The organism is Xanthomonas sp., from assembly GCF_017163755.1.
In the GTDB taxonomy this organism is placed as follows: domain Bacteria; phylum Pseudomonadota; class Gammaproteobacteria; order Xanthomonadales; family Xanthomonadaceae; genus Xanthomonas_A.
Window position 1 is genome coordinate 25,658 of sequence record NZ_JAFIWC010000007.1, and the last position, 26,686, is coordinate 52,343.

25 protein-coding genes are annotated in these 26,686 nt (G+C 71.2%); 9 read left to right on the forward strand and 16 right to left on the reverse strand.

Annotated features, from left to right (window positions below; genetic code table 11):
- Positions 1–55: 55 nt before the first annotated feature.
- From JR065_RS06260 to JR065_RS06280, 5 genes are all read right to left on the reverse strand, one after another.
- On the reverse strand, positions 56–547 hold the full coding sequence (locus JR065_RS06260; RefSeq protein WP_206233106.1) for a TPM domain-containing protein: 492 nt from the start codon (positions 545–547) through the stop codon (positions 56–58).
- On the reverse strand, positions 547–1,371 hold the full coding sequence (locus JR065_RS06265; RefSeq protein WP_206233108.1) for a TPM domain-containing protein: 825 nt from the start codon (positions 1,369–1,371) through the stop codon (positions 547–549). Before JR065_RS06265 ends, JR065_RS06260 begins: the two co-directional genes overlap by 1 nt.
- 95 nt (positions 1,372–1,466) lie before the next feature.
- Positions 1,467–2,087, reverse strand: a complete 621-nt coding sequence (locus JR065_RS06270) for a LemA family protein (protein ID WP_206233110.1) — start codon at positions 2,085–2,087, stop codon at positions 1,467–1,469.
- Between the two features lie 78 nt (positions 2,088–2,165).
- Positions 2,166–2,915, reverse strand: a complete 750-nt coding sequence (locus JR065_RS06275; RefSeq protein ID WP_206233112.1) for a TerC family protein — start codon at positions 2,913–2,915, stop codon at positions 2,166–2,168.
- Positions 2,916–2,954: 39 nt separating this feature from the next.
- Positions 2,955–3,335: a diacylglycerol kinase gene (locus tag JR065_RS06280; protein WP_206233114.1), complete on the reverse strand. Its 381-nt coding sequence runs from the start codon at positions 3,333–3,335 to the stop codon at positions 2,955–2,957.
- A gap of 206 nt (positions 3,336–3,541) precedes the next feature.
- On the opposite strand from JR065_RS06280, the gene JR065_RS06285 reads away from it, so the two are divergent.
- Entirely contained in the window at positions 3,542–4,264 is a 723-nt protein-coding gene (locus JR065_RS06285) for an SGNH/GDSL hydrolase family protein (protein WP_206233116.1), read from the forward strand.
- Here JR065_RS06285 and JR065_RS06290 read toward each other — a convergent pair.
- From JR065_RS06290 to JR065_RS06300, 3 genes are all read right to left on the reverse strand, one after another.
- Positions 4,239–5,543: a sensor histidine kinase gene (locus JR065_RS06290; protein ID WP_206233118.1), complete on the reverse strand. Its 1,305-nt coding sequence runs from the start codon at positions 5,541–5,543 to the stop codon at positions 4,239–4,241. The genes JR065_RS06285 and JR065_RS06290 overlap by 26 nt on opposite strands.
- A 109-nt stretch (positions 5,544–5,652) precedes the next feature.
- On the reverse strand, positions 5,653–6,366 hold the full coding sequence (locus JR065_RS06295; protein WP_003481607.1) for a response regulator transcription factor: 714 nt from the start codon (positions 6,364–6,366) through the stop codon (positions 5,653–5,655).
- A gap of 92 nt (positions 6,367–6,458) precedes the next feature.
- Positions 6,459–7,118, reverse strand: a complete 660-nt coding sequence (locus JR065_RS06300) for an arylesterase (RefSeq protein ID WP_206233120.1) — start codon at positions 7,116–7,118, stop codon at positions 6,459–6,461.
- 125 nt (positions 7,119–7,243) lie between these two features.
- Between JR065_RS06300 and JR065_RS06305 the strand changes: the two genes are divergently transcribed.
- From JR065_RS06305 to JR065_RS06320, 4 genes are all read left to right on the forward strand, one after another.
- On the forward strand, positions 7,244–7,846 hold the full coding sequence (locus tag JR065_RS06305; protein ID WP_206233122.1) for an ABC transporter ATP-binding protein: 603 nt from the start codon (positions 7,244–7,246) through the stop codon (positions 7,844–7,846).
- Positions 7,843–10,326 carry an ABC transporter permease gene (locus tag JR065_RS06310; RefSeq protein WP_206233124.1) on the forward strand — a complete coding sequence of 828 codons (2,484 nt, stop codon included), beginning with the start codon at positions 7,843–7,845 and terminating at the stop codon, positions 10,324–10,326. Before JR065_RS06305 ends, JR065_RS06310 begins: the two co-directional genes overlap by 4 nt.
- Positions 10,327–10,515: 189 nt before the next feature.
- Positions 10,516–11,469, forward strand: a complete 954-nt coding sequence (locus tag JR065_RS06315; protein ID WP_206233126.1) for a GlxA family transcriptional regulator — start codon at positions 10,516–10,518, stop codon at positions 11,467–11,469.
- Positions 11,470–11,618: 149 nt separating this feature from the next.
- Positions 11,619–12,533: a S1 family peptidase gene (locus JR065_RS06320; protein ID WP_206233128.1), complete on the forward strand. Its 915-nt coding sequence runs from the start codon at positions 11,619–11,621 to the stop codon at positions 12,531–12,533.
- Between the two features lie 54 nt (positions 12,534–12,587).
- On the opposite strand, the gene JR065_RS06325 is transcribed toward JR065_RS06320, so the two are convergent.
- The 5 genes from JR065_RS06325 to JR065_RS06345 form a co-directional block, all read right to left on the reverse strand.
- Positions 12,588–13,520, reverse strand: coding sequence for a DUF6607 family protein (locus JR065_RS06325; protein WP_206233130.1), 933 nt, complete (start codon positions 13,518–13,520; stop codon positions 12,588–12,590).
- A gap of 55 nt (positions 13,521–13,575) precedes the next feature.
- Positions 13,576–14,172: a Hemin transport protein gene (locus JR065_RS06330; RefSeq protein ID WP_206233132.1), complete on the reverse strand. Its 597-nt coding sequence runs from the start codon at positions 14,170–14,172 to the stop codon at positions 13,576–13,578.
- An 8-nt stretch (positions 14,173–14,180) separates the two neighbouring features.
- Entirely contained in the window at positions 14,181–16,379 is a 2,199-nt protein-coding gene (locus JR065_RS06335; protein ID WP_206233133.1) for a TonB-dependent hemoglobin/transferrin/lactoferrin family receptor, read from the reverse strand.
- A 178-nt stretch (positions 16,380–16,557) separates the two neighbouring features.
- Positions 16,558–16,758 carry a hemin uptake protein HemP gene (gene hemP, locus JR065_RS06340; protein ID WP_206233135.1) on the reverse strand — a complete coding sequence of 67 codons (201 nt, stop codon included), beginning with the start codon at positions 16,756–16,758 and terminating at the stop codon, positions 16,558–16,560.
- Positions 16,759–17,040: 282 nt separating this feature from the next.
- Positions 17,041–18,012: a potassium channel beta subunit family protein gene (locus tag JR065_RS06345; protein ID WP_206233137.1), complete on the reverse strand. Its 972-nt coding sequence runs from the start codon at positions 18,010–18,012 to the stop codon at positions 17,041–17,043.
- A gap of 203 nt (positions 18,013–18,215) precedes the next feature.
- Between JR065_RS06345 and JR065_RS06350 the strand changes: the two genes are divergently transcribed.
- The 4 genes from JR065_RS06350 to JR065_RS06365 all read left to right on the forward strand — a co-directional run bounded on the left by JR065_RS06350 (position 18,216) and on the right by JR065_RS06365 (position 22,518).
- Entirely contained in the window at positions 18,216–19,514 is a 1,299-nt protein-coding gene (locus tag JR065_RS06350) for a NupC/NupG family nucleoside CNT transporter (RefSeq protein WP_206233139.1), read from the forward strand.
- 50 nt (positions 19,515–19,564) lie between these two features.
- Complete coding sequence (locus JR065_RS06355; RefSeq protein ID WP_206233268.1) at positions 19,565–20,515, forward strand: ribokinase; 951 nt, start codon at positions 19,565–19,567, stop codon at positions 20,513–20,515.
- Between the two features lie 158 nt (positions 20,516–20,673).
- Positions 20,674–21,672 (forward strand): tRNA dihydrouridine synthase DusB, encoded by a 999-nt coding sequence (dusB, locus tag JR065_RS06360; RefSeq protein WP_206233141.1) that lies wholly within the window; start codon positions 20,674–20,676, stop codon positions 21,670–21,672.
- Between the two features lie 21 nt (positions 21,673–21,693).
- The gene (locus JR065_RS06365; RefSeq protein ID WP_206233142.1) at positions 21,694–22,518 is read left to right on the forward strand and encodes a class I SAM-dependent methyltransferase; all 825 of its coding nucleotides are present in this window, start codon (positions 21,694–21,696) and stop codon (positions 22,516–22,518) included.
- A 34-nt stretch (positions 22,519–22,552) separates the two neighbouring features.
- Here JR065_RS06365 and JR065_RS06370 read toward each other — a convergent pair whose 3' ends face one another.
- From JR065_RS06370 to JR065_RS06380, 3 genes are all read right to left on the reverse strand, one after another.
- Positions 22,553–23,626, reverse strand: a complete 1,074-nt coding sequence (locus tag JR065_RS06370; RefSeq protein WP_206233144.1) for a metal-dependent hydrolase — start codon at positions 23,624–23,626, stop codon at positions 22,553–22,555.
- A 420-nt stretch (positions 23,627–24,046) separates the two neighbouring features.
- Entirely contained in the window at positions 24,047–24,850 is an 804-nt protein-coding gene (locus JR065_RS06375; RefSeq protein ID WP_206233146.1) for a UDP-2,3-diacylglucosamine diphosphatase, read from the reverse strand.
- Entirely contained in the window at positions 24,847–26,571 is a 1,725-nt protein-coding gene (locus JR065_RS06380; RefSeq protein WP_206233148.1) for a GNAT family N-acyltransferase, read from the reverse strand. Before JR065_RS06380 ends, JR065_RS06375 begins: the two co-directional genes overlap by 4 nt.
- Between the last annotated feature and the right edge of the window lie 115 nt (positions 26,572–26,686).

The window sequence follows — 26,686 nt, forward strand, 5'->3', positions numbered from 1 at the left end:
GCCGCGCAGGCCCCGCGGGTGGCGTGCCGGCCACGCTGGCCGCGCCAGTCCTGGCTCAGTCCAGCACCTGCGGCATGTTCGGCAGTTCGTTGCGGTCCGCAGCGCCAGGTTGCGCCGGGAAATGCTCGGCCAGCAGCGCCGATACCGCCGCCACGCCGGCGATCACCGCCTTCTCGGCCTGGCCGGCACGCATGTCCTGTTCGATCAACGCGCAGACCTGGCGCCATTGCGCCGCGTCCACGCGCCCGCGCAGGCCGCGGTCGGCGACGATCTCGATGCGGTGGTCGGCGAGCAGCAGGTAGATCAGCACGCCGTTGTTGTCCTCGGTATCCCAGGTCCGCAACTGCGCGAAGGCCTGTTCGGCGCGCACGCGCGGCTCCACCCCGCGCAGCACCGCCGACGGCGCCAGCGCCGATTCCACCGCGAACATCACTTGGCCGCGATGGGTGCGCTCGCCGGCCGCGATCGCCGCGGCGATGCGTTCCAGGCACGGGTTGGGGAACAGCGCCTGCGCCGACGGCGCGAACAGATGCCGCAACAGTCTCATCACCAGCTCCCCGAGGCGCCACCGACCGCGCGCCCCGGCGCCAGGCCCGACAGCAGGCCGAGCACCAGCCCGATCGCGCCGGCGAGCAGGCCGACCAAGATCGAGGAACTCAGCAGCAGGCCCACGCCGCCGCCGGCGACGCCGGCCAGCACGCCGCGCAGCAGCCGCGGCGCGCGCGCGAACAGCGTCTGCGCGGCGATCGCGGCGAACAGGCCGGCGAAGAAGCCGAACGGCAGGCCGCTGGCGCCGCGCCGGCCGTCGTCGGCGTCATGCGTGCTGACCGGGGCCGGCAGCGGCTCGCCGTCGACCAGCCTGACCAGCATCGCGGTGGCCTCGGCGATGCCGCCGCCGTAGTCGCCGGCGCGGAAGCGCGGCGCCAGGTACTCCTGGATGATGCGGTTGGCGATCGCGTCGGGGATCGCGCCCTCCAGGCCGTAGCCCGGCTGGATCCTCACCCGCCGGTCGTCCTTGGCCACCACCAGCAGCACGCCGTCGTCCACGCCCTTGCGGCCCAGCTGCCATTGGTCGAACACGCGCTGGGTGTATTGCTCGATGGTCTCCGGCGCGGTGCTGGCGACCATCAGCACCTGCAACTGGCTGCCCTTGCGCGCCTGCAGCTCGCGCGCCTGCCGCTCCAGTTGCGCGCGCTGCGCCGCGTCGAGGGTGCCGGTGCGGTCGACCACCGGCGCGTCCAACGGCGGGATCGGCGCCTGCGTCGGCGCCTGCGCCCGGCCGGGCAGCGGCGACAGCCCCAGCAGCAGCGCGCAGAGCCAGGCGGCAAGCCAGCCGCCGCGCGCGGCCGTTGCGTTGATCGAAGCGCTCATCGCCGGCTCCAGCGCCACGCCACGCCACGCCCCGGCGCAGCGGCGAGCGCTGCCGCGCGGCGCTCAGGCCCGGTCATCGGCGCGCCGCGCCTCGCTCACTGGCCCGGTGCCGGCTGCTGCGCCGGCGCCGGCCTGGAGCCGAAGTCGACCGCGGGCGCCTCGGAAATCTGCGCTTCGTTGGCCACGCTGAAATTCGGCTTTTCCTTGTAGCCGAACATCTTGGCGGTGAGCACCGGCGGGAACGAGCGGATGTAGGTGTTGTAGTCCTGCACCGCCTGGATGTAGCGGCCGCGGGCCACGGTGATGCGGTTCTCGGTGCCTTCCAGCTGCGCCTGCAGGTCGCGGAACGACTGGTCCGACTTCAGGTTCGGGTAGTTCTCGGTCACCACCAGCAGCCGCGACAGCGCGCCGGACAGCTCGCCCTGGGCCTGCTGGAACTGCTGCAGCGACGCGGCGTCGTCGGCGTTGACCTGGATCTGGCCGACCCTGGCACGCGCATTGGTCACGTCGGTGAGCACCTGCCGCTCCTGGTCGGCGTAGCCCTTCACCGTGTTGACCAGGTTCGGGATCAGGTCGGCGCGGCGCTTGTACTGGTTCAGCACCTCGGACCAGCCGGCCTTGACCGCCTCGTCCTTCTGCTGGATCGCGTTGTAGCCGCAGCCGGACAGCAGCACCGCCACAGCGGCGAGGAACAGCGTACGGGACAACAGGCGCATGGCGCATCTCCGGTGGCAGGACGCGCGCAGCTTGCCACGCGCCCCGTGAAAACGCAGCCCGCGCCCGGGCTCAGCCGGCTACCACTGGCCGGCGCCGGGCACATGGTGCGCGGCGGCGCGGCGGCGCATCAGCAGGTTCAGCCACTCCACCAGCACCGAGAAGCCCATCGCCGCGTAGATGTACGGCTTGGGCACGTGCACGTCGAAGCCGTCCAGGACCAGCACCACGCCGATCATCAGGATGAAGGCCAGCGCCAGCATCTTCACCGTCGGGTTGTGGTCGATGAAGCGGCCCAGCGGGTTGGCCGCCAGCAGCATCACCGTGACCGCCAGCAGGATCGCCGCGACCATCACCGGGATGTGCTCGGCCATGCCGACCGCGGTGATCACCGAATCCAGCGAGAACACGATGTCGATCACCGCGATCTGCGCGATCACCATCCAGAACACGCCCGACGCCTTGCTGGTGGTGGGATCGGCGTCTTCGCCGCCGGTGATCATCTCGCGGATCTCCATCGCGCCCTTCACCAGCAGGAACAGGCCGCCGACGATCAGCACCAGGTCGCGCACCGAGATGTCCATGCCGGCCACGGTGAACAGGGTCACCTGCATCCGCGCCAGGAACGCCAGCGACACCAGCAGCGCGATGCGGGTCAGGCACGCCACGGCGATGCCGAACTTGCGCGCCGCCGGGCGCTGCGCCTCCGGCAACTTGCTGACCGCGATGGAGATGAACACCAGGTTGTCGATGCCCAGCACGATTTCCAGCCCGCTCAGCGTCAGCAGGGTGAGCCAGGTGTTGGGATCGGCGAGAAACTCAAAAGACATGGAGATCAATCCTTAACGGGAAGAGGAAAGCTGCCGGCATCACAGCCAGCGCGGTGCCAGGATCAGGCCCCAGCACAGCGCGACGTTGGCCAGCATCACGAATACCGCGGCCGAGCCCATGTCCTTGGCGCGCCCGGCCAGTTCGTGGTGTTCCGGCCCGTAGCGCTCGATCACCGCCTCGATCGCGGAGTTGAGCAGTTCCACCGCCAGCACCAGCAGCAGCGACCCTATCATCAGGATCCGCTGCACCGGGTCGGCGCCCAGCCACAGCGCCAGCGGCGCCAGCACCACGAACAGGCACACCTCCAGCCGGAACGAGGACTCGTGCAGCCACGCCGCGCGCAGCCCCTGCCACGACCAGCGCGCGGCCATCAGCATGCGGCGCGGGCCGCGCGGCATATGCCCCAGGTGGTCGGCCACGCCCTCAGCCCCGGCCTGCGGAAGGAGGACACGGCGGCAGCGGCCGGAAATGAGCGGTCATCGGGGATCGAGGCGAACGGCAGGAGCCGGATTTTGCCACAAGCCCCCGCGCCGCGCTGTGCAGGCGCCGGCGCGGCGGCGATTTGCGCGCGGCGCGCCCGCTGCGGCACCATCGTCGGCCGCACCCGTACTGCAACAGGAAGGCCATGCACACGACCCTGACCCCCTTGCGCGCGGCGCTGCTCGCCGCCACCGTCTCGCTGTTCGGGCTGGGCCCGGCGCCGGCCCTGGCGCGCGCGCCGGCGGCCGCGCCGCAGGTGCCCGAGCAGGTGTCCAACGCCGCCTGGGAAGAAGACATGGCGCGCTTCGCCAAGGCCGACGCCGCGCACCCGCCCAAGCCGCACGGGGTGCTGTTCGTCGGCAGCTCGTCGATCCGCTTCTGGGAATCGCTGGCGGCCGATTTCCCGGGCGTGGAGGTGATCAACCGCGGCTTCGGCGGCTCGGAGATCCGCGACAGCACCTGGTACGCCGACCGCATCGTGGTGCCGTACAAGCCGCGCCTGGTCGTGTTCTACGCCGGCGACAACGACCTCAACAGCGGACGCAGCCCGCAGCAGTTGCGCGAGGACTTCGTCGCCTTCGTCGCGCGGGTGCGCCGCGACCTGCCGCGCACCCGCATCGCCTATATCTCGGTCAAGCCCAGCCCGGCGCGCGCGCAGCTGATGCCGAAGATGGCCGAGGCCAACCGGCTGATCCGCCAGGCCGCCGCCGGCATGCGCCAGGTGGACTTCATCGACGTGTACACGCCGATGCTCGGCAGCGACGGCCAGCCGCGCCGCGAGCTGTTCGGCGACGACCAGTTGCACATGACCGCGGCCGGCTACGCGCTGTGGCGCGACACGGTCAGGCCGTACCTGGCGGCGCACTGAGCCCGGCGGACGCGGCGAAGCGCACCGTGGCGGTGGTGCCGCCGCCCGGCGCGCTGTCCAGCCGCACCTGCCAGCCGAAGCGCTCGCACAGCCGGCGCACGATCGACAGGCCCAGCCCGGTGCCCTGCGGGCGGTCGGGTTCGGCGCGGAAGAACGGCTCGAACGCGCGCTGCAGCGCCTCGTCGGACATGCCGATGCCGGTGTCGCGGATGCGCAGACTGTCGGTGCCGATCTCGACCTCGATGCTGCCCGCGTCGGTATAGCTGCAGGCGTTGCGCAACAGGTTGCTGACCACCACGTGCAATACCCGCGGCGGCGCATGCAGCCGCGCCGGCACCCGCACGTTGACCACCAGCGTCACCGGCTTGCCGGCCAGCAGCTCGCGCGCGTTGTCGGCCTCGTACTGGACGACGTCGGCGACGTCGACGTTCTCGCTCTGCGGCACCACGTCGGCTTCGCGCGCCAGGATCAGGAACGCGTCGATCACCGCCTCCATGTCGCGTCCGGCGCGCTGGATGCGCTGCAGGCTGCGGGCCAGCCGCGGCGGCAGTTCCGGATCGGTCATCGCGATGTCGCTGGCGACGCGGATCACGGTCAGCGGCGTGCGCAGCTCGTGGCTGGCGTCGCGGGTGAAGTTGCGTTCGCGCGAGACGTGGTCGGTGACGCGCAACGCCAGCGCATGCAGCGCCGTGGCCAGCTGCCGCGACTCGCCCTGGACCTCGGCGGGCAGGTTCTCCGGCGCCAGGTCGGCCGCCGCCGGGTGCCGCGGATCCCACTGCGACACCCGCCGCGCCAGCCAGTTGACCGGCGACAGCAGGCGCCGCGAGGCGCGGTAGGCCAGCCACCCCACCACGCTTACCGCCAACAGCGTCAGCAGCGCCGGCACCAGCCCGAACCAGAACGCCAGCTGGTCCGCCTGCGCACCGAGGAACACCAGGTACAGGCGCCCGGCCGGGCGTTGGTCGACCAGCACCAGATCGCCGCCGCTGCGTTCGTGCAGGCCCGGGCGCAAGGCGCGCAGTGGCGCGGGCACCGCCGCGTCCGAGCGGCCGGCAGGCACCACATAGCCGCGCAGGGCGTGGCTGTCGGGCGGCGGCTGGCCGCGGTCGCTGGCGTACAGGCGCCAGTAGTGGTCGGCCTCCTGGCGCATCACCGAGCCGACCAGCGAGTGCTTGACCACCGCCACGACCAGATAACCGCCGAGCACGGCCACCACCGCTGCCAGCAGCAGCCGCGAAAACAGCGCGATACGAAGTGTGTGCGGCAACCCAAGCGGCATTACGGCTTCCGTGTGTCGTCGCAAAAAGTATAAAAAGACGAGCCGTGAGCCCGCCGTGCAAGCAGGCGCCCGCTGGCGCGGGTGCCTGCTCGCGGTGCCCGGCGCACGCTCAGCTCATCGGCTGGGCGATGTCGGCGATGCGGTAGCCGGCGCTCTGCACGGTGTGCAGCAGCGGACGGTCGAACGGCTTGTCGATGATCTTGCGCAGGTTGTACAGGTGGCTGCGCAGGGTGTCCGAGTCCGGCAGGCCGTTGCCCCAGATCTCGCGCTCGATCTCCTGCCGCGTGACCACCCGCGGCGACTCGCGCATCAGGATGGTCAGCAGGCGCAGGCCGATCGGCGACAGCTGCAGCTCGGTGCCGGCGCGGGTGGCGCGCATGCTCACCGGGTCCAGCACCAGGTCGGCGACCTTCAACACCTCCGAGCCTACCTGGCGGCGCTCGCGACGGATCAGCGCGCGCAGCCGCGCTTCCAGTTCCTGGATCGCGAACGGCTTGGTCAGGTAGTCGTCGGCGCCGAAGCCCAGCCCGGTGAGCTTGTCGTCCAGCGTGTCGCGCGCGGTCAGCATCAGCACCGGCGTGGACTTGCGCGCGTCGTTGCGCAGCCGGCGGCACACTTCGATGCCGTCCAGGCGCGGCAGCATCAGGTCCAGCACCACCACGTCGTAGCTGTTCTCGGCGGCCAGGCGATATCCGTCCAGGCCATCGCAGGCGTAGTCCACTTCGAATCCCCGGCCTTCGAGGTATTCGCCGATCATCTCGGAGATGTTGCGGTTGTCCTCGACCACCAATACGAGTCCGGAGGTTTCCTTGGTCTGACGCATAGAGCTTCCTCATTCTTCAGCTTTGTGAAACATGCCGGATCACCGGTGGTGACGGCGTGAAGATGGCCTCATGTACCTGACCCTAAGTAAAATCAACCACTTATCAGCGGCCTGAGCTTGGGCCAGACGTTGTCCAGCACCCTCGGCTGGCCAGCCGCGGTCGGGTGCAGGCCGTCGTCCTGCATCAGCTTGGGGTCCAGCGCCACGCCCTCGAGCAGGAACGGCAGCAGCGCGGTCTGGTACTGTCGGGACAGGTCGGCGTAGGTCGCGCGCAGCCGCTGGCGGTACGCCGGGCCGTAGTTCGGCGGCACGTCGATGCCCAGCAGCAGCACCTTGGCGCCGGCGTCGCGGCTGAGCACGATCATCTTCTCCAGGTTGCCGCGCAACTGCGCCGGGGTCAGTCCGCGCAGGGCGTCGTTGCCGCCGAGCTCGATCACCACCACCGCCGGCCTGTGCTTCTGCAACAGTCCCGGCAGGCGGGTCAGCGCGCCGGAGGTGGTCTCGCCGCTGATGCTGGCATTGACGACGGCCGGTGGTGCCTTCATCTCCTGTTTGAGGCGGCGCTCCAGCAGCGTCACCCAGCCGGACTGGACCGGGATGTTGTGCGCGGCGCTGAGACTGTCGCCCACCACGAGCACCGGCCCGGGCGGACCTTTGGCACAGGCGACGGCCGGCAGCAACAGCAACCATGCCAGCCACAGCCAGGCGCCACGCGTCCAGGCCGGTGTTTCCTTCCTATCGTTGCCACGCATCCGGAGATTTCCTCATCGACAGTCTGGCCCCCACTACCCGCACCGGCATCGCGATCGACGTACGCGATGTCGGCAAATCCGTCAGCGGACCGGAGGGAACGGTCCACATTCTCGACAAGGTCGGATTGACCATCGATGAAGGTGACAGCGTCGCCATCGTCGGCGCCTCCGGTTCCGGCAAGACCACCCTGCTCGGCCTGCTCGCCGGGCTGGACCTGCCCAGCCGCGGCGAGATCGTGCTCGCCGGGCAGTCGCTCAACGCGCTGGACGAGGAGGCGCGCGCCGCCTTGCGCGCGCGCGAGGTCGGTTTCGTGTTCCAGAGCTTCCACCTGCTGCCGTCGCTGACCGCCGAGGAGAACATCGCGCTGCCGCTGGAGCTGGCCGGGCGCGAAGACCCGGCGCGGGTGCGCGAGGTGCTGCAGGCGGTAGGCCTGACCGCGCGCGCGCGGCACTACCCGCGGCAGCTGTCCGGTGGCGAGCAGCAGCGCGTGGCGCTGGCGCGCGCGTTCGTGGCGCGGCCGCGGATCCTGTTCGCCGACGAGCCCACCGGCAGCCTCGACCAGGCCACCGGGCAGCAGATCAGCGACCTGCTGTTCGCGCTCAACGCCGGCAGCGACACCACGCTGGTGCTGGTGACCCACGACCTGCGCCTGGCGCAGCGCTGCGAACACCGCTACCGGCTCGACGGCGGGCGCCTGGGCCCGGCCGAAGCGGTGACCGGCGCATGAACGTCCTGCGCCACGCGCTGCGCTCGCTGCGCCGGGAAATCCTCGCCGGCGACCTGCTGACCGTGTTCGCCGCGCTGGTACTCGGCGTGGCGGTGATGACCGCGGTCGGCACCCTGGTCGACCGCGTCACCCTGGCGCTGACCGGCAGCGCCGCCGAAGTGATCGGCGGCGACCTCGGCGTCACCGGGCGCCAGGACATCCCGGCCGCGTTCGCCGCCGAAGCGCAGCGTCGCGGCCTGCGCAGCACCCGCCTGGTCAGCTTCCCCAGCGTGCTGTTCCATGGCGAGGCCAGTCAGATGGCCAACATCAAGGCGGTCGCCGACGGCTATCCGTTGCGCGGCGAACTGCAGGTGGCGCGCGACACCGCCGGCGCCGGCAGCGAGCGCGCCGGGCCGCCGCCGCGCGGCCAGGCCTACGCCGATCCGCGCCTGCTCGAGGCGCTGGGGCTCAAGCTCGGCGACGCACTGGAATTCGGCGCCGGCACGTTGCGCGTGACCCGCGTGCTACGCGCCGAACCGGACGCGTCCGGCGAACTGATGCAGCTGTCGCCGCCGTTGCTGGTCAACCGCGCCGACGTCGATGCCGCCGGCCTGCTCGGCCCCGGCAGCCGCGCCTCGTACCGGCTGATGTTCGCCGGCGCGCCGGGCGAGATCGCCGCGCTGCGCGAATGGCTGCAGCCGCGCGCCAAGGCGTTCCGCCTGGTCGGCATCGAGGACACCCAGCGCGGCGTGCGCGGCGCCTTCGACCGCGCCGGGCGCTTCCTCGCGCTGGCCGCGCTGCTGGCGGTGCTGCTGGCCGGCGTGGCCACCGCGCTGGCGGCCAACCGCTTCGCGCTGCGCCGCATCGACAACGTCGCGGTGCTGCGCTGCCTGGGCGCGCGCCAGCGCGACATCCTCGGCGCGCTGGCGCTGCAGTTGCTGCTGCTGGCGATCCCGGCCTGCGCGCTCGGCGTGGGCCTGGGCATGCTGGCGCAGATCGGCCTGGTCGAGGCGCTGGGCAGCCTGATCCCGAACCGGCTGCCGCTGCCGCAGGCGACCCCGGCGCTGGCCGGCGCCGGCATCGGCCTGTTGCTGCTGCTCGGCTTCGGCCTGCCGCCGCTGTTGCGGCTGCGCAACGTGCCGCCGATGCGCGTGCTCAACCGCAGCTTCGCCGCGCTGCCGCCGACCTCGCTGCTGGTCTACGCCGCCGCGCTGGCCGCCACGGTGGTGCTGGCGGTCTACGCCACCGGCGACGGCCTGCTCGCGGCCTGGGTGCTGGGCGGGCTGACCGCGCTGGCCGCGCTCGCGGCGCTGGTCGGCAGCGTGCTGCTGGCGCTGCTGCGGCGCCTGCAATCGCGGCTGCGCGGGCCGTGGAAGCTCGGCCTGGCCTCGCTGACCCGGCGCCGCGCGCTGAGCGTGGTGCAGCTGGTGGGCCTGTCGCTGTCGCTGTGCGCGTTGCTGCTGCTGGCGGTGATCGGTCCCGGCCTGCTCGGACAGTGGCGCGACCGGCTGCCGGCCGATACGCCGAACTACTTCCTGATGAACATCCAGCCCGACCAGTCCGAGCAGGTGCTGCAGACGCTGCGCGGGCTGGGCGTGGCCGATGCGGCGGTGGAGCCGTTCAGCACCGGCAAGCTGGTGGCGATCAACGGCAAGCCGCCGCAGCGCCAGGACCAGGGCCCGGACGAGGACGGCGACGGCGTCGACCGGCCGATCAACTTCTCCTGGCGGCATACCTTCCCCGCCGCCAACACGCTGCTGTCCGGACGCTTCTGGGCGCCGGACAGCACCGCGGCCGAAGCCTCGGTGGAGGAAGGCTGGGCGCAGCGCTACGGGCTCAAGCTCGGCGACACGATCACCCTGTCGCTGGGCGAGCAGCAGCGCAGCTTCACCGTCACCAGCCTGCGCAAGGCCGACTGGGATTCGTTCCGGGTCAACTTCTTCCTGTTGATCAACGCCGGCGCGGTCGAAGACGCGCCCTACAACCTGATCTCCGCGTTCCACCTGCCCGGCGGCAACGCCGCGCCGCTGGCCGGGCTCACTCGCAGCTATCCGAACGTGTCGCTGCTGGACATCGACGCGATCCTCGGCCGCGTGCGCGAGGTGATCGACCGCGTCGCGCAGGCGGTGCAGCTGGTGATGGGCTTCAGCCTGCTGGCCGGCGCGCTGGTGCTGCTGGCCGCGTTGCAGGCCACCGCCGGCGAGCGCCGCTACGACAGCGCGGTACTGCGCACGCTGGGCGCGCGCCGCGGCCAGCTGCGCGGCGCGGTGCTGGTGGAATTCGGCACGCTCGGCCTGCTCGCGGCGATCCTGGCGGTCGGCGCGGCGGCGGTCATCGGCGTGGTGGTCGCCAGGCAGGCGTTCGAACTGGCGCTGTCGCCGCCGTGGCCGGCGCTGCTGCTCGGCGGCCTAGGCGGCGTGCTGCTGAGCCTGCTCGCCGGCTGGTCGGGCACCCGCCGCATCCTGCACACGCCGCCGGCGCTGGCGCTGCGCGAGAGCTGAGCGCCGCCGGCGCGGACGCGGCGGGGCGCCGACGCGGCTCGCCGCAGCGACCGGGATTCCGGCGCTGCTCGACCCCGCCGTTGGAAGCAGCGGTTCAGCCTGTCCGAAGGCGCCCACGGACGAAGGGCGCTGCCATGCGTGCCAACTTCAAAACGCCAGCTGGGTTTCAATGATGACGACCAGGATTGCATGAGGAACATCGGCCTGCTTGCCTACCAGGACATGCAATCGCTCGACCTGATCGGGCCGCTCGACGTATTCGGCATGGCCAATAGCGCGGCCACAGGGGAACCGCCCTATCACCTGCATGTCATCGGCCTGGATGCCGCCCCAGTTCGAGCCGAGAACAACCTCATCGTCACCCCCACCTGCACGCTCGACGACGCGCCACCGCTGGACACCATGCTCATCCCCGGCGGCATCGGCAGTCGCCGTTTCGACAGCGATGCACGGCTGCTTGCATGGCTGCGCCAGCGCGCCGCCACGACCCGCCGCATGGTCAGCGTCTGCACGGGCATCTACATCCTCGCGGCGACCGGTTTGCTCGACGGCCGTCGCGTCACCACCCACTGGCGCCATGCCACCGACGTGGTGCGCCGCTACCCGGCGCTGGATATCCAGCCGGATCAGCTGTTCCTGCGCGACGGCCGCTTCGCCACCTCCGGCGGATTGACTGCCGGCATGGACCTGGCGCTGGCACTGGTCGAAGAGGATCTTGGCGCCGCCATCGCGATGGAAGCGGCGCGCGATCTGGTCATGTACGTGAAACGCCCCGGCAATCAGGCGCAGTTCTCCATGCCGCTGGCCGCGCAGATCCGCAGCACCGGGCGCATGGCCGGCCTGCTCGAATGGCTGCTCGATCATCTCCCTGAAACGCTTAGCGTTGAGCGCATGGCCGAATACGTGGCGATGAGCCCGCGCAATTTCCGCCGCGTATTCGCGGCCACGTTCGCCACCACGCCGGCACGTTTCGTCGAACGGCTACGCCTGGAACAGGCATGCCTGCAACTGACGTCCAGGCACGATTCCATCGAACGCATCGCCAGCGTGGTCGGCTTCAACAGTGCGGACGCCTTCCATCGCGCATTCCGCAATCGCTACGGCATCACCCCTGGCGAGTATCGGCAACGCTTCGGGCCATGAAGCGTTGGCCGGATCTGTCGGCCATTTGGCCGCTCTCCGCCGAGCATGCCCCTAGAATCCCCCGAATGCATCCGACGGGCTGGGTCCGCCGCCCGCGTGCGGGCGCATGGCGCGATGCGGATGATTCGCGGAACGACGAGGATGAATGAATGAAGTGGGTTCTCGCTTTTTGCCTCCTGGCCGTCTCGACGGCGGCCGGCGCCGTGATCGTCGCGGCGGACGTGGAAGATGCCAGCTATCGGGTCCCGGCTGCGTCATTCCCCGCGCTGGTCGACCTGCCAGGCGAGGGACACGGCGTACTGATCGCGCCGCAATGGGTCGTCACCGCAGCGCATGCGGCGCCGATGCAGATGCAAGGCATGGAGGAAGAGGTCTCCATCGGCGGCATGGCGCGCAAGGTCAGACGTGTGGTGACCTATCCCGGCTACGAGAAACTGCCCGATCGGCTGGTCAACGAGGCCCTTGCGTCCGGCGACCTCTCCAAGCTGAGCGCCTTTCTCGCAGCGTCCAACGATATCGCGCTGATCGAACTCGTCTCGCCGGTGACGGATGCGACTCCCATCGCGCTCTATCGCGGCGACCAGGAACCGGGAATGACCGCCGAGCTGGTGGGCAAGGGCGCCACGGGCAATGGCGGCGCAGGCCAGGATCCCCACAGCCCGCATCGCACCGTCCTGCGCCACGCCTTCAACGTGATCGTCGGTGCCGACGCACGCTATGTCTGGTATCGATTCGACCCGCCACCGGCGGCCCTGCCGCTGGAGGGAATCACCGGAAGCGGCGACAGCGGCGGCCCCTTGCTGATCGGAGCCGGGCGTTCGAGGCAACTCGTCGGCCTGGCGTCCTGGAGCAAGTATCCGCCGGACCATCCATTCTGGAAGACATGGACACCGGATCGCCCATTCGTAGAAGGCCTCTACGGCCAGATCGTGCACGCCGTGCGCATCTCGCGCTACATCCCATGGATCGAAAGCGTGATTTCCGCATCCGCGGGCACCGGGAGCGGACAGCAGGCCGCGCAAGCGGAGCGCTCCGTCCAGCGGATGCGCGACGCGCACCCCTGATTCCGGCAAAGGCGCCGTGCGGCCGCCTTCCCCGCCCTGGGTACGTGGCGCCGCTCAGCGCGCGGCGGGTGCCGGCTCCACCCATTGCGCGAACACCGCGTCGATCTGCGCATCGTCCACCGTCTTGCCCTGCTGCAGCGACTCGGCCTGGGTGAACAGCGGCACGATCATCGCCATGCCGTCGAGCTTGGTCTTCAGCCGCACGCCCGGCGCCTGGCCGAGGAAGCGGTCCCAGCGCGCGCGCACCTTGGCCCAGTAGCCCTGCGTGGCCTTCCAGTAGGCGTAGGCCGGCTTGAAGTCCACCTCGCCGGTCTTGGCGTAGTCGTTGAAGCCGAACTCGCGCGCGATCGCCTGCTGGCTGCCGTCGGCCTGGCGCAGCAGCTTGGTGTTGAACTGCTCGTGGGTCCAGCCGTTGGGGGTGAGCGTGTGCCGGTTGACCACCGACAGCGCGTTGTAGTCGCTGCGCTTGGTGTATTCGCGACGCGGCAGCGGGCGCCAGCTCAGGTCGCTGGTCCAGGTCGGGTGGCCGTCGGCGTAGTCCCAGCGGCCGGTGCCGCAGTAGCGCGGGGCATCGCTGACCTCGTAGACGCACTGGGTCCACGCGCCGCGGGTCAGCGCCGCGGGCAGCGGCCGCACCGTCCAGGTCTGATCGGCGCTGAACTCGAAGCGCTGCGCCGCCTCGTAGATCCAGTCCTGGCGCCAGTGCTTGGTCACATGGCCGCTCTTCGCGTCGACCAGCAGGTGCTGCAGCACCACCTTGCGCGGGCTGTCCTCGACCACGATCACCACCTCGTTGGCGCCGCTGCGCATCGCCGGCGCGCGCTCGTAGCCGGGCTTGAGCAATACCGTCTCGTCGAAGGCGAAGTCGACGATGTATTCGCCCTGCATCGCCAGGATGCTGGCGCGGTCGCGCTGCGGCTCGGCGTCCTGCGCCTGGGCCAGGCCGCTGCCGGCGAGCAGCAGCGCGGTGATGAGCAATCGTTTCATGTCGGGTTCGGTTTCGCTGGAGGGAGAAGAGGATGCGCGGCGGCGGGGCCGTCGCCTACAGCCGCAGCAGCGGCCATTCGTGGTCCGGGTCGCGGCGCGGCGGCGGCTGCCCGGCGCGCGCGCAGCAGCAGTCGTCCACCAGCACTTCGCCGTCGGCGGCCTCGAGCCGGGCGATGCGGCGCGCCAGGGTGGCGCCGAGCGGCGACACCGTGGCGACGCTGGCGGCCAGCTCGCCCTCGGCCGCGTGCAGGCGCAGCGCGCGCGCGTGCCAGCTGTCCCCGCCCAGGCGCCGGGCCAGGCGCCGCCACAGCCGTTCGGCGACGCCGGCATCGGCCGGCGGGTGCGGATCCTGCGGCAGTCCCGACAGCAACGCGTCCCAGGCGACGAAGTCGCTGTCCGGCAGCAGGTACAGGCGCCAGCAGCACTGGTCGTGGCGGTCGAAGAACCACAGGCTCTCGCGCAGCCCGTCGCTGTCCACGCCGAGCTGCGAGGACGCGCGCACCGCGCGCGACCAGCCGACCAGTTCGGCGCCCAGCTGCGGACGGTACAGGCACAGCACGGTGCCCAGGCCGGCCAGTTGTGCCGGCCGCGGCAACGGCGCGGTTCGCGCGATGCGCGCGGCGGCCATGGACGCGGGCAGCGAGGCGGCCATCGGCGGCGCTACCAGTCCACCGCCAGGCTCACCGACAGGTTGCGGCCGGCGCCGGTGTAGCGGTCCAGCACCGCGCTGCCAACCGGCGTCGCGTTCGGCAGCGCGCTGCTGTCGATGTAGGTGCGGTCGGCCAGGTTGAACACGCCGACGTTGAGCTTGGCGCCGGGCGCGAAACGCCAGTGCGCCATCAGGTCCAGCGTGGCGTAGCCGGCCGGCGCGTAGTACGTCGGCAGCGCCGGACGCCGCTGGCGGTCGACGAAGGTGCCGACGAGTTCGGCGCCCCACGCGTCGCGCTCGTAGTTCAGGCCCACGGTCGCGCGCAGCGGATCCACCGAGTTCAGCGGCGCGTCGTCGGTCTGGTTGTCGCCGCGCGCATAGGCCGCCGCGGCGTGCATCGACCAGCCGCTCCAGCGCGCGTCGAGCGCGCCGAAGTCCACGCCGGCCTTGGCCTCCACGCCCTTGATCACCACGTGGTCCACGTTGCGCGACTGGTACAGCATCAGCCCGTCGGCGTTGAAGCCGACGAAGCTGTAGGACTCGATGAAGTCGCGATAGTCGTTGTAGTAGCCGCTGAGGCCGAAATAGCCGGCATCGCCGGCATAGCGCAGGCCCAGCTCGCCGCCCTTGCTGGTTTCCGGCTTCAGGTCGGGATTGGCGATGGCGGTATAGCCGACGACCAGATTGGTGAAGCCGATGTTGACGTCGTTGTACGGCGGCGCGCGGAAGCCGTGCGCGTAGTTGGCGTACACCGACCAGGCGTCGTTGAAGCGCCAGATCGCGCCGAGCTTGGGCGAGACGTTGCTGTCGGTGACCCGCTTCGCGGCCACCCCGGGATTGTCGCCGGCGAAGATTTCATCGACCTGTGGCGACAGCTTGTAGTAGTCCACGCGCACGCCGGGGATCAGGCTGAAGCGGCCGTCGGCCATGCGCATCTCGTCCTGCAGGTAGGCGCCGGCCTTGGTGGTTTCGGTGACCGGGAAGTCGCGCACCGGGAACGTCTCCAGGCCGACGGTCTTGCTGATCGCGCCGGTGGCCAGGTTCTGCGTGTGGCCGTCGCGCTTCTCGTGGGTGTCGCTCCACGACACGTCGATGCCGTAGCTGATGTCGTGGGCGACGCTGCCGTGGTCCACGTGCTTTTGCAGGTTCGCCTGCAACCCGTACACGCGCTGGTCGAAGTTGTGCTCCGTGTGCCGCAGCGTGTTGTTGCTGCGGCGCTCGTCGGTGCGCTGCAGGCTCTCGCTGTCCTGCCGGTACAGCTGCCATTGCAGCGCGTCGGCAAGGGTGGTGTCGAGCCGGTCGGCCTCGTGCGCCAGCGCCACGCGCGCGCGGGTCTGGTGATCGCGGCCGCGCTGGGACAGGATGGTGGCGCTGACGTTGCTCAGCGCGTCGATGCGCCCGTAGTCCTCGTTGCCGTCCACGGTCAGCTTGAAGCGCTGGTTCTCGCTCGGCGCGAACACCAGCTTGCCGAGCAGGCTGCGGCCATCGGTGCTGAGCGGATTGGGCGCGGTGCGCGCCGCGCCGACGCTGCGGTTGTCGCCCTGGGTCTCGCTTTCCTCGCCCTGGCGGTGGCTGACCGCGACCATGCCGCTCCAGCGCTCGCCGCCGAACGCGCCCAGCGCGCCGGCGAACAGGCCGTCCCATTCGCCTTCGTAGCCGAACTTCACCCCGACGTAGCTGTGCTTGTCCGCCGCCAGGTAGTCGGACGGGTCCTTGGTCACGTAGGCGACGACGCCGCCGAGCGCGTCCGAGCCGTACAGCGCGCTGGCCGGGCCGCGCACGATCTCCACCCGCTTCAGCGTCTCCAGGTCGACGAAGTTGCGGTTGGCGCTGAGGTAGCTGCCGAAGCTGAAGCCGTCGGAGACCGGGATGCCGTCGGTCTGGATCAGCACGCGGTTGCCTTCCAGGCCGCGGATGCGGATGCCGCTGACGCCGCTGAAGCGGCCGCTGCCGGTGGTCACCGACACGCCGGGCGTATAGCGCAGCAGGTCCTTCAGGTCGTGCACCAGATGCTCGTCCATCTGCTCGCGGTCGATCACGTCGACGCTGCTGGGCACATCGACGATGGCGCGTTCGGTGCGCGTGGCGGTGACCTGCAGGCGCTCGAAGTCATGGGGCGTAGGGGCGGCCTCGGCGGCCTGGGCAGCGGCGGGCGCAGCGGCGGCCAGGGCCAGCCACAGCGCGCGGGTCAGCGTAGCGGTACGTATCATCGGGTTCATCGGTGGTCGCGAGAAGACCCCCGGCAACGCCGGCGCAAGGCCGGCGCGGGCGCCGAGGGGGAGAGAACGGTTCGCGACTGCGGGGCGGCCGCGGCGGGACCGCGCGGGCCCCGCCAGGTGGCGGCAGTGTCGAATAGCGTCAGTGCGGCGCGCCGGAGCGCGCGGCGGGCTATTTGGTCAGGATCAGCTTGTCGTTGCTGGTATGGCGCAGGCGGTACACGCGGTCGCCATGCTGGATCAACACCTCGCGGCGGCCCTTGAGCAGGGCGTCGCTGCTGATGGTCTCTTCGGCCGGCACCGCGCGCGGCAACGCGCGCTCGCGCAGGCTGAGGGTTTCGGGGTGACGCAGCAGGACAGGTTGAGCGGTCATGATCTGGCTCCGTGCACAGGGGACGGATAAGATGATAATGATTCTCACTCGTTAATCAAGAGCAATTCTCGTTTGGACGATTCGAACTGTCGATGCGCTTGGCCGCGACGACAGGCGCAGCCAATGGCTACCCCAAAAAGCCGCCAGGACGACCCAATCCCAGGCTGAGAAATACCCATCCGAAAGATGCGCTCTGCAAGTCCCGAGTCCCGAGTCCCGAGGTCCCCGGTCCCCGGTCCCCGGTCCCCGGTCCCTGGTCCCTGGTCCCGGCTTCCCGGCCCCCTACTCCACCGCCGCCTCAACCCCAGCCCACACCGCGTCGTCGTAGCGCTCGGCCAGTTCCAGCGCGCCCAGGTTCTCCTGCAGCTGCGCCACCCGGCTCGCGCCCAGGATCACCGTCGATACCTGCCGATTGCGCAGGCACCAGGCGATGGCCAGCGTGGCCGGCGCCGCGCCCAGTTCGGCGGCCAGCGCGGTGAAGCGGCGCGCGCGCTCGATGCGGCGCTGCTGCGGCGGCCCGATCACCTCCTCGTGCAGCCAGGCATTGCCGGCCTGCCCCAGCCGCGAGGCCGGGTCGATGCCGTCGTTGTACTTGCCGGTCAGCAGCCCCGACGCCAGCGGCGACCAGATCGTGGTGCCCAGCCCCAGCTCGGCGTACAGCGGCGCGTACTCGCGCTCGACCCGCTCGCGGTGCAGCAGGTTGTACTGCGGCTGCTCCATCGACGGTCCCTGCAGGCCGTGCGCGCGCGCGATCGTCGCCGCCTCGCGGATGCGTTCGGCCGGCCATTCCGAGGTGCCCCAGTACAGCACCTTGCCCTGGCGGATCAGCGCGTCCATCGCGCGCACGGTTTCCTCCACCGGCGTGTCCGGGTCCGGGCGATGGCAGTAGTACAGGTCCAGGTAGTCCACCCGCAGCCGGCGCAGCGCGGCGTGGCAGGCGTCGGTGACGTGCTTGCGCGACAGCCCGCGCTGGGTCGGGCGCGGCTGCGCGACGGCGCCGAAGTAGACCTTGCTGGATACGCAGTAGCCGTCGCGCGGCAGCCGCAGGTCGGCGATCACGTCGCCCATCACCTGCTCGGCGCGGCCCTGCGCGTAGACCTCGGCGTTGTCGAAGAAGTTGACCCCGTGGTCCCAGGCGGTGGCGATCAGCTCGCGCGCCTCGTCGCGGCCGATCTGGCCGCCGAAATTGATCCAGGCGCCGAACGACAGCGCCGACAGCTGCAGCCCGGTGGCGCCAAGGCGACGGTAGTGCATGGAGGACTCCTGGAGCGGCGGTGGGCCCGCGGCGCGGTGCCGGCGGGCGGTGGCACAGTGTAGCCAGCGCGGCCGGCGCGGTCGCGCGGCCGCACCGCGCCTCGCCCCGACGCCGGTCCGCGGCGCTGAACGGGGTTTGCCTTGCCGCCCGTCACCCCCTGCACTAGGCTTCCTCTCTTTGTCCGGCGATCCAGGGGAAGCAGATGGTCGAGGGTTTGGGAAGGATCGGCTTCGGCCTGTTCGGGTTGGCCGTGCTGATCGCGATCACCTGGCTGTTCTCCAACAACAGGCGCGCGGTGGACTGGAAGCTGGTCGTCACCGGGCTGATCCTGCAGATCGCCTTCGCCGCGCTGGTGCTGCTGGTGCCGGGTGGGCGCGACGTGTTCGACGGGCTCGGCCGGCTGTTCGTGAAGGTGCTGAGCTTCGTCAACGAAGGCTCCGGCTTCATCTTCGGCAGCCTGATGGACGTCGACAGCAATGGCTTCATCTTCGCCTTCCAGGTGCTGCCGACGATCATCTTCTTCTCGGCGCTGATGGGCGTGCTCTACCACCTGGGCGTGATGCAGGCGGTGGTGCGGGTCATGGCCTGGGCGATCACCAAGGTGATGCGCGTGTCCGGCGCGGAAACCACCAGCGTGTGCGCCAGCGTGTTCATCGGCCAGACCGAGGCGCCGCTGACGGTGCGCCCCTACATCCCCAAGATGACCGAGTCCGAACTGCTGACGATGATGATCGGCGGCATGGCGCACATCGCCGGCGGCGTGCTGGCCGCCTACGTGGGCATGCTCGGCGGCACCGATCCGGCGCAGCAGGCGTTCTACGCCAAGCACCTGCTGGCGGCGAGCATCATGGCCGCGCCGGCGACGCTGGTGGTGGCCAAGCTGCTGGTGCCGGAGACCGGCACGCCGCTGACCCGCGGCACGGTCAAGATGGAAGTGGAGAGGACCACCAGCAACGTGATCGACGCGGCCGCCGCCGGCGCCGGCGACGGCCTGCGCCTGGCGCTGAACATCGGCGCGATGCTGCTGGCGTTCATCGCGCTGATCGCGCTGGTCAACGCGCCGCTGACCTGGATCGGCGAGGCCACCGGCCTGCAGGCGCTGCTCGGCAAGCCGACCAACCTGTCGACGATCCTGGGCTACGTGCTGGCGCCGATCGCCTGGGTGATCGGCACGCCGTGGGCCGATGCGACCACGGTCGGCTCGCTGATCGGGCAGAAGGTGGTGATCAACGAGTTCGTCGCCTACAGCGAGCTGTCGCAGATCGTCAAAGGCCAGGTGCCGGGCGTGAGCCTGAGCGACGAGGGCCGGCTGATCGCCACCTACGCGCTGTGCGGCTTCGCCAACTTCAGCTCGATCGCGATCCAGATCGGCGGCATCGGCGGCCTGGCCCCGGAACGCCGTCACGATCTGGCCCGGTTCGGCCTGCGTGCGGTGCTGGGCGGCTCGATCGCCACTTTCATGACCGCCACCATCGCCGGTGTACTGTCGCATTTCGGTTGAACGCTGTACCCGCTAGTCCCCCCGTCTTACTGTCGAGAAGTTGCATGTCTATGAGTTCGGTCATCGTCGTCGGTTCGTTCAATGTCGACCACGTCTGGCGCTGCGAAACCCTGCCCGCGCCCGGCGCGACCATCGCCGGCCGCTACAGCACCGGCCCCGGCGGCAAGGGCTTCAACCAGGCCGTGGCCGCGGCGCGCGCCGGCGCCAGGACCAGCTTCGTCTGCGCGCTGGGCGACGACGCCGGCGGCGCGATGGCGCGTGCGCTGGCCGCGCAGGACGGCATCGCGCTGGTCGCCGAGGCCAGCGTCGAACCGACCGGCACCGGCGGCATCTACGTCGACGGCCACGGCCGCAACACCATCGTGATCGGCGCCGGCGCCAACGCCACGCTGAGCACCGGCTTCGTGCAGGCGCAGCGCGCGCTGCTGGGCTCGGCGCGGGTGCTGCTGGCGCAGCTGGAATCGCCGATCGAGACCATCGAGGCGACGCTGGCGCTGGCGCGCGAGGCGGGCGTGTGCACGGTGCTCAACGCGGCGCCGGCCAACGCCCAGACCAGCATCGGCCTGCTCAAGCTGGCCGACGTGTTGACCCCGAACGAAACCGAGTTCGCGGCGCTGCTGACGCGCCACGTCGGCGAGCGCCTGGACGCGGACGACGTCGCCGCCACCGACGGCGGCAGCCTGCACGCGCTGTGCCGCAAGCTGCTGCCGGGCGGCACCGTGGTGGTGACGCTGGGTTCGGTCGGCGCGTTCATTTCCCATGCCGACGACCTGCGTGGCGACGCCCAGCCCTACTACCGGGTCGCCGCCGAGCCTGCGCAGACCGTGGACACCACCGGCGCCGGCGATGCCTTCAACGGCGCGCTGGTGGCGTCGCTGGCGCAGACGCCGAACGCGGCGTTCGCCACCCACGTGCGCTTCGCCAACCGCTACGCGGCGCGGTCGACCGAGGCCGAGGGCGCGGCGGCGTCGATGCCACAGCTCACGCCCGACGCGGCCTGAGCCTCGATCCGCCGGCCCGGCGGGCCGCGCCGGCCGATCGCCGCGTTTCTCCCGGGTCGTGTCCGGCCGCGGATCGCCGCATGGCCGGCCGCAGCGCGCGCCTCCTGGACTGACGGCGCGATCCTGACCGCCCCGCGCCGCGGCACTACAATGGCCGCATGCGCATCGGCCCCTACCTGATCGAACCGAAGGTGGTCCTGGCCCCGATGGCCGGGGTCACCGACAAGCCGTTCCGGCTGCTGTGCAAGCGCCTGGGCGCCGGCCTGGCGGTGTCGGAGATGACCATCTCCGATCCGCGCTTGTGGCAGACCCGCAAGTCGCTGCAGCGCATGGACCACGCCGGCGAGCCGGACCCGGTCAGCGTGCAGATCGCCGGCACCGAGCCGCAGCAGCTGGCCGAGGCGGCGCGCTACAACGCCGACCACGGCGCGCAGCTGATCGACATCAACATGGGCTGCCCGGCCAAGAAGGTGTGCAACGCCTGGGCCGGCTCGGCGCTGATGCGCGACGAGGCGCTGGTGGCGCGCATCCTCGGCGCCGTGGTGAAGGCCAGCCCGGTGCCGGTGACGCTGAAGATCCGCACCGGCTGGGATTGCGACCACCGCAACGGGCCGGCCATCGCGCGCATCGCGCAGGACTGCGGCATCGCCGCGCTGACCGTGCACGGCCGCACCCGCGACCAGCACTACAGCGGCCAGGCCGAATACGCGACGATCGCGCAGATCAAGGCCGCGCTGCGCATCCCGGTGATCGCCAACGGCGACATCGATTCGCCGCACAAGGCCGCGCAGGTGCTGGCGGCCACCGGCGCCGACGCGGTGATGGTCGGCCGCGCGGCGCAGGGGCGGCCGTGGGTCTTCGGCGAGATCGCGCATTACCTGGCCACTGGCGAAGTACTGCCGGCGCCGCCGCTGGCGTTCGTGCGCGACACCCTGCTCGGCCACCTGCAGGCGCTGCACGCGTTCTATGGCGAAGCGCAGGGCGTGCGTATCGCGCGCAAGCACCTGGGCTGGTACGCCAGGGACCGCCCGGAGAACGCCGCGTTCCGCGCCGTGGTCAACCGCGCCGAGACGGCGCAGGCGCAGCTGGCGCTGACCGCCGACTATTTCGATGCGCTGATCGCCGGCGTGCCGCCGGCGTTGTCCGCGGCGGCCTAGCCGCGACGCAGGAGCCCGCCCATGAGTTCGCCCGACGCCCCCACCTACCTGCACGGCTTCTCCGGCACCGAGCAGGCACGGCTGCTGAAACAGGCGCGCCTGCTCGAAGCCACGCTGTTCAACCAGATCGACTACACCGGCGCGCGGCGGCTGCTGGAAGTGGGCAGCGGCGTCGGCGCGCAGACCGAAGTGCTGCTGCGCCGCTTCCCCGACCTGCACGTCACCGGCGTGGACCTGAGCGAGGTGCAACTGCAGGCCGCGCGCGACAACCTGCAGCGCATGCCATGGTGCCGCGAGCGCTACACGCTGCAGCAGGCCGATGCCGGCGACCTGCCGTTCGAGCCGCGCAGCTTCGATGCGGCGTTCCTGTGCTGGGTGCTGGAACACGTGCCGTCGCCGGCGCGGGTGCTGAGCGAAGTGCGCCGCGTGCTGGCGCCGGGTTCGCCGGTGTACGTGACCGAGGTGATGAACGCCTCGTTCCTGCTGCATCCGTATTCGCCCAACGTGTGGCGCTACTGGATGGCGTTCAACGACTTCCAGTACGACCACGGCGGCGACCCGTTCGTCGGCGCCAAGCTGGGCAACCTGCTGCTGGCCGGCGGCTATCGCGACGTCAGCACCGAGATCAAGACGCTGCACCTGGACAACCGCGAACCGGCCCGGCGCAAGACCATGATCGCGTTCTGGGAGGAGGTGCTGCTGTCGGCCGCCGAGCGGCTGCTGCAGGCCGGCGCGGTCGGCGAGGACACCGTGGCCGGCATGCGCCGGGAGATGGCGCAGGTGCAGAGCGATCCGGACGCGGTGTTCTTCTATTCGTTCGTGCAGGCGCGCGCGACGGTCTATTGAGCGCACAGCGGCGCCGCCGACCGGCGCGCCGCGCTCAGCGTGGGCCGGGTTGCGCCGACGCGCCGACCGGCGTGGCCGCGGCCGGTTCGGTCCAGATCCGCTGCCACATCCGCGCCAGCGCCGCGCCAATCTGCCCGCGCGCCACCGGTGCGCGGTAGGCCGCCGACAGCTGCCTGGGCTCGATCGCCTGCCACTGCCCGCCGCGCTGCGCGGCCACCGCGAAGTTGAAGTTGTAGTCCGGCTCCAGGCCCATGCGCAGGTCGCTGAGGACCAGTTCGCCGTCCTTGACCTGGGCGCGCATGAAGCCGCGGTTGAACCAGCTCAGCCGCTGCACCGCCGGCAGCGCGCGCACTTCGCCCAGCGCCTGGGTATTGGACGGGTAGCCCTGGAAGCGCATCGGCCCGCGGTCGGCGACCAGCGAGCGCTCGCCGATCACGTAGCCCCCCGGCGTCATCGCCACCACCCGCCACAGCAGCGTGTTGAACGGCATCGGCACCGAGAAACGCGGCGCGTGCTGCAGGCCCATCGCCGCCAGCGCGCGGTCGGCTTCGCGGTCGACCAGCTGCTTGGCCAGCAGCGACCAGCCCAGGTAAGCGCTGCTCAGCAGCAGCGCGCCGAGCAGCGCCCGCTGCGCGACGCGCCGCTCGCGCGCCCACCACGCCACCGCGCAACCGACGATCAGCCACAGCGTATAGGCCGGATCGATGATGAACACGCTGGACCACATCGCCGGCGGCGGGCGCAGCGGCCACCACAGTTGGGTGCCGTAGACGGTGAACGCGTCCAGCAGCGGATGGGTGATCAAGGCCAGCTGGATCGCCCAGAACCAGCGCCGCGGCGCTTGCGCCACGCGGCCGTGGCCGAAGCGCCGGAACAGCCACCAGAGCAGCGCGCCGAGCAGCGGCAGCACGAACAGCGAATGGCTGAAGCTGCGGTGCACCGTCATCAGCGTCACCGGGTCGCGGGTCAGCGGCAGCAGGATCAGCGAGTCCAGGTCCGGCAGGGTGCCCAGCGCCGCGCCGGCGAGCAGCGCGGCGCGGCGGTGCGCCGCGGGAGTGATGGCGGCGGCGACGGCCGCGCCGAGAACGATCTGGGTGAGGGAGTCCATCGGCCGATGCTAGCAGGCGCGGCCGTCGCCGCCATGTGCGCTTGCCTGGAAGCGGCCTAGCCCTCCCCTGCCAACTCGCGGCCAGCGACCCGCACGACGCTTGCAGGAGGGGCTTCAGTCCCGACCGTCGGAGCCGGATGCGGTGCGGCTTCGGTGTCGCGACTGAAGTCGCTCCCACAGCGAGCGTTCGTTTGGGAGCAGCCACCCGACGCTTCGCACGCCAGCTCGGCGGTTGTCAGCCACGCGCTCTCGATGAGGGACTTCAGCCCGACTGCTGTTCGGAGCCGGATGCGGTGCGGCTTCGGCGTCGCGACTGAAGTCGCTCCCACAGCGAGCGTCTGCCCGGGAACGGCCAACTTACGCCCGCAGCAGACCAGCGCGTGGGAATGCCCTCGCCTGCGTAACGCTACCGCCGCGCGGTCACGCCGCCTGCGGCAGGCGCAACACGCGCGGCGCCAGGGTCTGCAGCACCTGCCCGGTATGCGACAGCAGCTGCAGGCGGCCCTGGTGGTCCTCGCCCAGCGCGGTCAGGCTTTCGACCCAGTCGCCGTCGTTGGCGTAGACCAGGCCGTCGCGCTCGAACAGCCCGGCGCGGTGCACGTGCCCGCAGACCACGCCGTCCAGGCCGCGGCGGCGCGCATCGTCCAGCCCGGCGCCGACGAAGCGCTCGATGTAGCGTTCGGCCGCCCCGCTCTGCCGTTTCAGGTAGTCGGCCAGCGACCAGTAGCGCATGCCGAAGCGGCGCCGCACCCGGTTGGTCAGCTGGTTGCCGGTGAGGATGCGGTAGTACAGCCAGTCGCCGAGCTTCTCCTGCAGGCCGCCGAACTGGGTGACCGCGTCGTAGTCGTCGCCGTGCACCACCAGCAGGCGGCGGCCGTCGGCGGTGACGTGCACCGCGCGCCGGCGCACCTGCATCGCCGGCAGCGCCAGGCCGCAGAAGCGGCGGATCGGCCGGTCGTGGTTGCCCGGCACGTAGATCAGCTCGGTGCCGCCGCGCGCCAGCGCGTGCAGCGCCTCGACCACCCGCTGCTGCGGCGCGCCCCACACCGCGCGGCGCTGCGCCATCCACCAGAAGTCGACGATGTCGCCGACCAGGTACAGCTGCCTGCAGTGCAGCCCGCCGAGGAAATCGGCCAGCTCGCGCGCATGGCAATGCGGCGCGCCCAGGTGCACGTCGGAGACGAACACCGCGCGTCGCGGGGACAAGCTGCTCACCGTGCTCATGCCATCACCTCTTCGCTGCGTGGCTGTTGCAGATAGCGCATGCGCTTCCTGGCGCGGATGCGCTGCAGGTCCACTTCGATCAGGCCGTCGACCGCGTCGCTGAACTGCGGGTCCACGCCGAAGGCGAGGAAGCGCGCGCCGCCGGGTTCGCACAGTTCGGTGTACTGCTTGTAGAGCATCGGCACCGCGGCGCCGAGCGCGTCCAGGTTGCCCTTGAGCACCTTGAACGCGGTCTCGGCATCCAGTTCGCCGCAGTCCGACGGCGCGTCGCGGTAGGCGAACGGGTGCGAGGACGCCGCCTCGCCGCGCAGGTCGCCGTAGTAGCGCGCGTAGTAGGCGACGATCTGTTCGCGCGCCTGTTGCGGCAGCGCGGCGCTGATCGACACCGCGCCGAACAGGTAGCGCACCTGCGGGTGCCGGCGCAGGTAGGCGCCGATGCCCTGCCACAGGTAGTCGATGCTGCGGCTGCCCCAGTAGTCCGGCGCGACGAAGCTGCGCCCCAGTTCCATGCCGGCGGCGATGCGCGGCAGCAGCGCCTCGCCGTAGCGGAACAGGCTGGCGGTATAGAAGCCGGCCAGCCCGCGCTCGGCCAGCACCTGCGCGCCGCGGGCGATGCGGTAGGCGCCGGCCACGCGCGCGGCGGCGGCGTCCCACAGCACGATGTGTTCGTACCAGGTGTCGTAGTCGTCCACGTCTAGGCGCCGGCCGCTGCCCTCGCCGACCGCGCGGAAGGTCAGCTCGCGCAGGCGGCCGATCTCGCGCAGCAGCGCCGAGCCGGCGCGCAGCCGGCCGACGCGGATCTGCTTGCCGTCGAAGGTGTCGCCGAGCGGCTGCAGCGCCGCGACCTCGGCGCCGACCGCGGCCGGATCGACCGCCTCGATCAACGCCTCCACCGCCGGCGCCGCAACCGCCTGGCCCGCGCCGCGGCCGCGTCCCAGCGCGTACAGCTCGCGGCGCAGCCGGCGCATCAGTTCCGCCTCGGGCACGTCCTGCGGCAGCGCGCGCGCGCTGCCCAGGGTCAACGCGATGCGCCGCTCGCGGCGCGCGAACATCTCCCGCGCCAGCAGCGCGGTGCCGGCCGGCTTGAACAGCGCCGAGGCGCCGTAGAACAGCGCCGAGTTGCGCGCATGGATGCGCACCGGCAGCACCGGGGTGGCGGTGCGCAGCGCGAAGCGCAGGAAGCCGCGGCGCCAGCGGCCGTCGGACACCCCGCCCCAGCCCAGCCGCGACACCTCGCCGGCCGGGAACACGATCACGCACTGCTCCTGCGCCAGCGCCTGCTCGATCGCGCGCATGCTCGACGCCGCCGGCGCGCCGCCGAGGATGCGCACCGGCAGCAGCAGGTCCTGCAGGCCGTCCAGCGCCGACAGGAAATCGTTGGCGACGATCTTCACGTCGCGGCGCACACTGCCGACGCAGTCCAGCAGCGCCAGCGCATCCAGCGCGCCGGACGGATGGTTGGCCACGATCAGCAGGCGCCCGCGCGGCGGGATCCGCCCGGCCGCCTCCGGCGCGACCACGTAGCGCGCCTGCAGGAAGTCCAGCCCGGCCTGGACCAGGGCGAAACCGCGCAGGTCGCGGTTGGCGTCGAGGAAGGTTTCCAGCGAATCCAGGCCCGACCACTTCTGCAGGCCGCGCAGCAGCGGCCGCACCAGCCGCGAGCGGCGGCCGGCGAACCAGTGCGGGTAGCGGGCCTGTAGGCGGCGTTCGAGTGCGAGCACGGCAAGTCCCCCTTGCTGACTGCGCACAGCTTGGGCCGCGGCGGCGACACCGATCTTGCAATACGGCTACGCCACGATGACGGCCGCCGCCCCCGTCCCTGAGCGGTTTAACCTT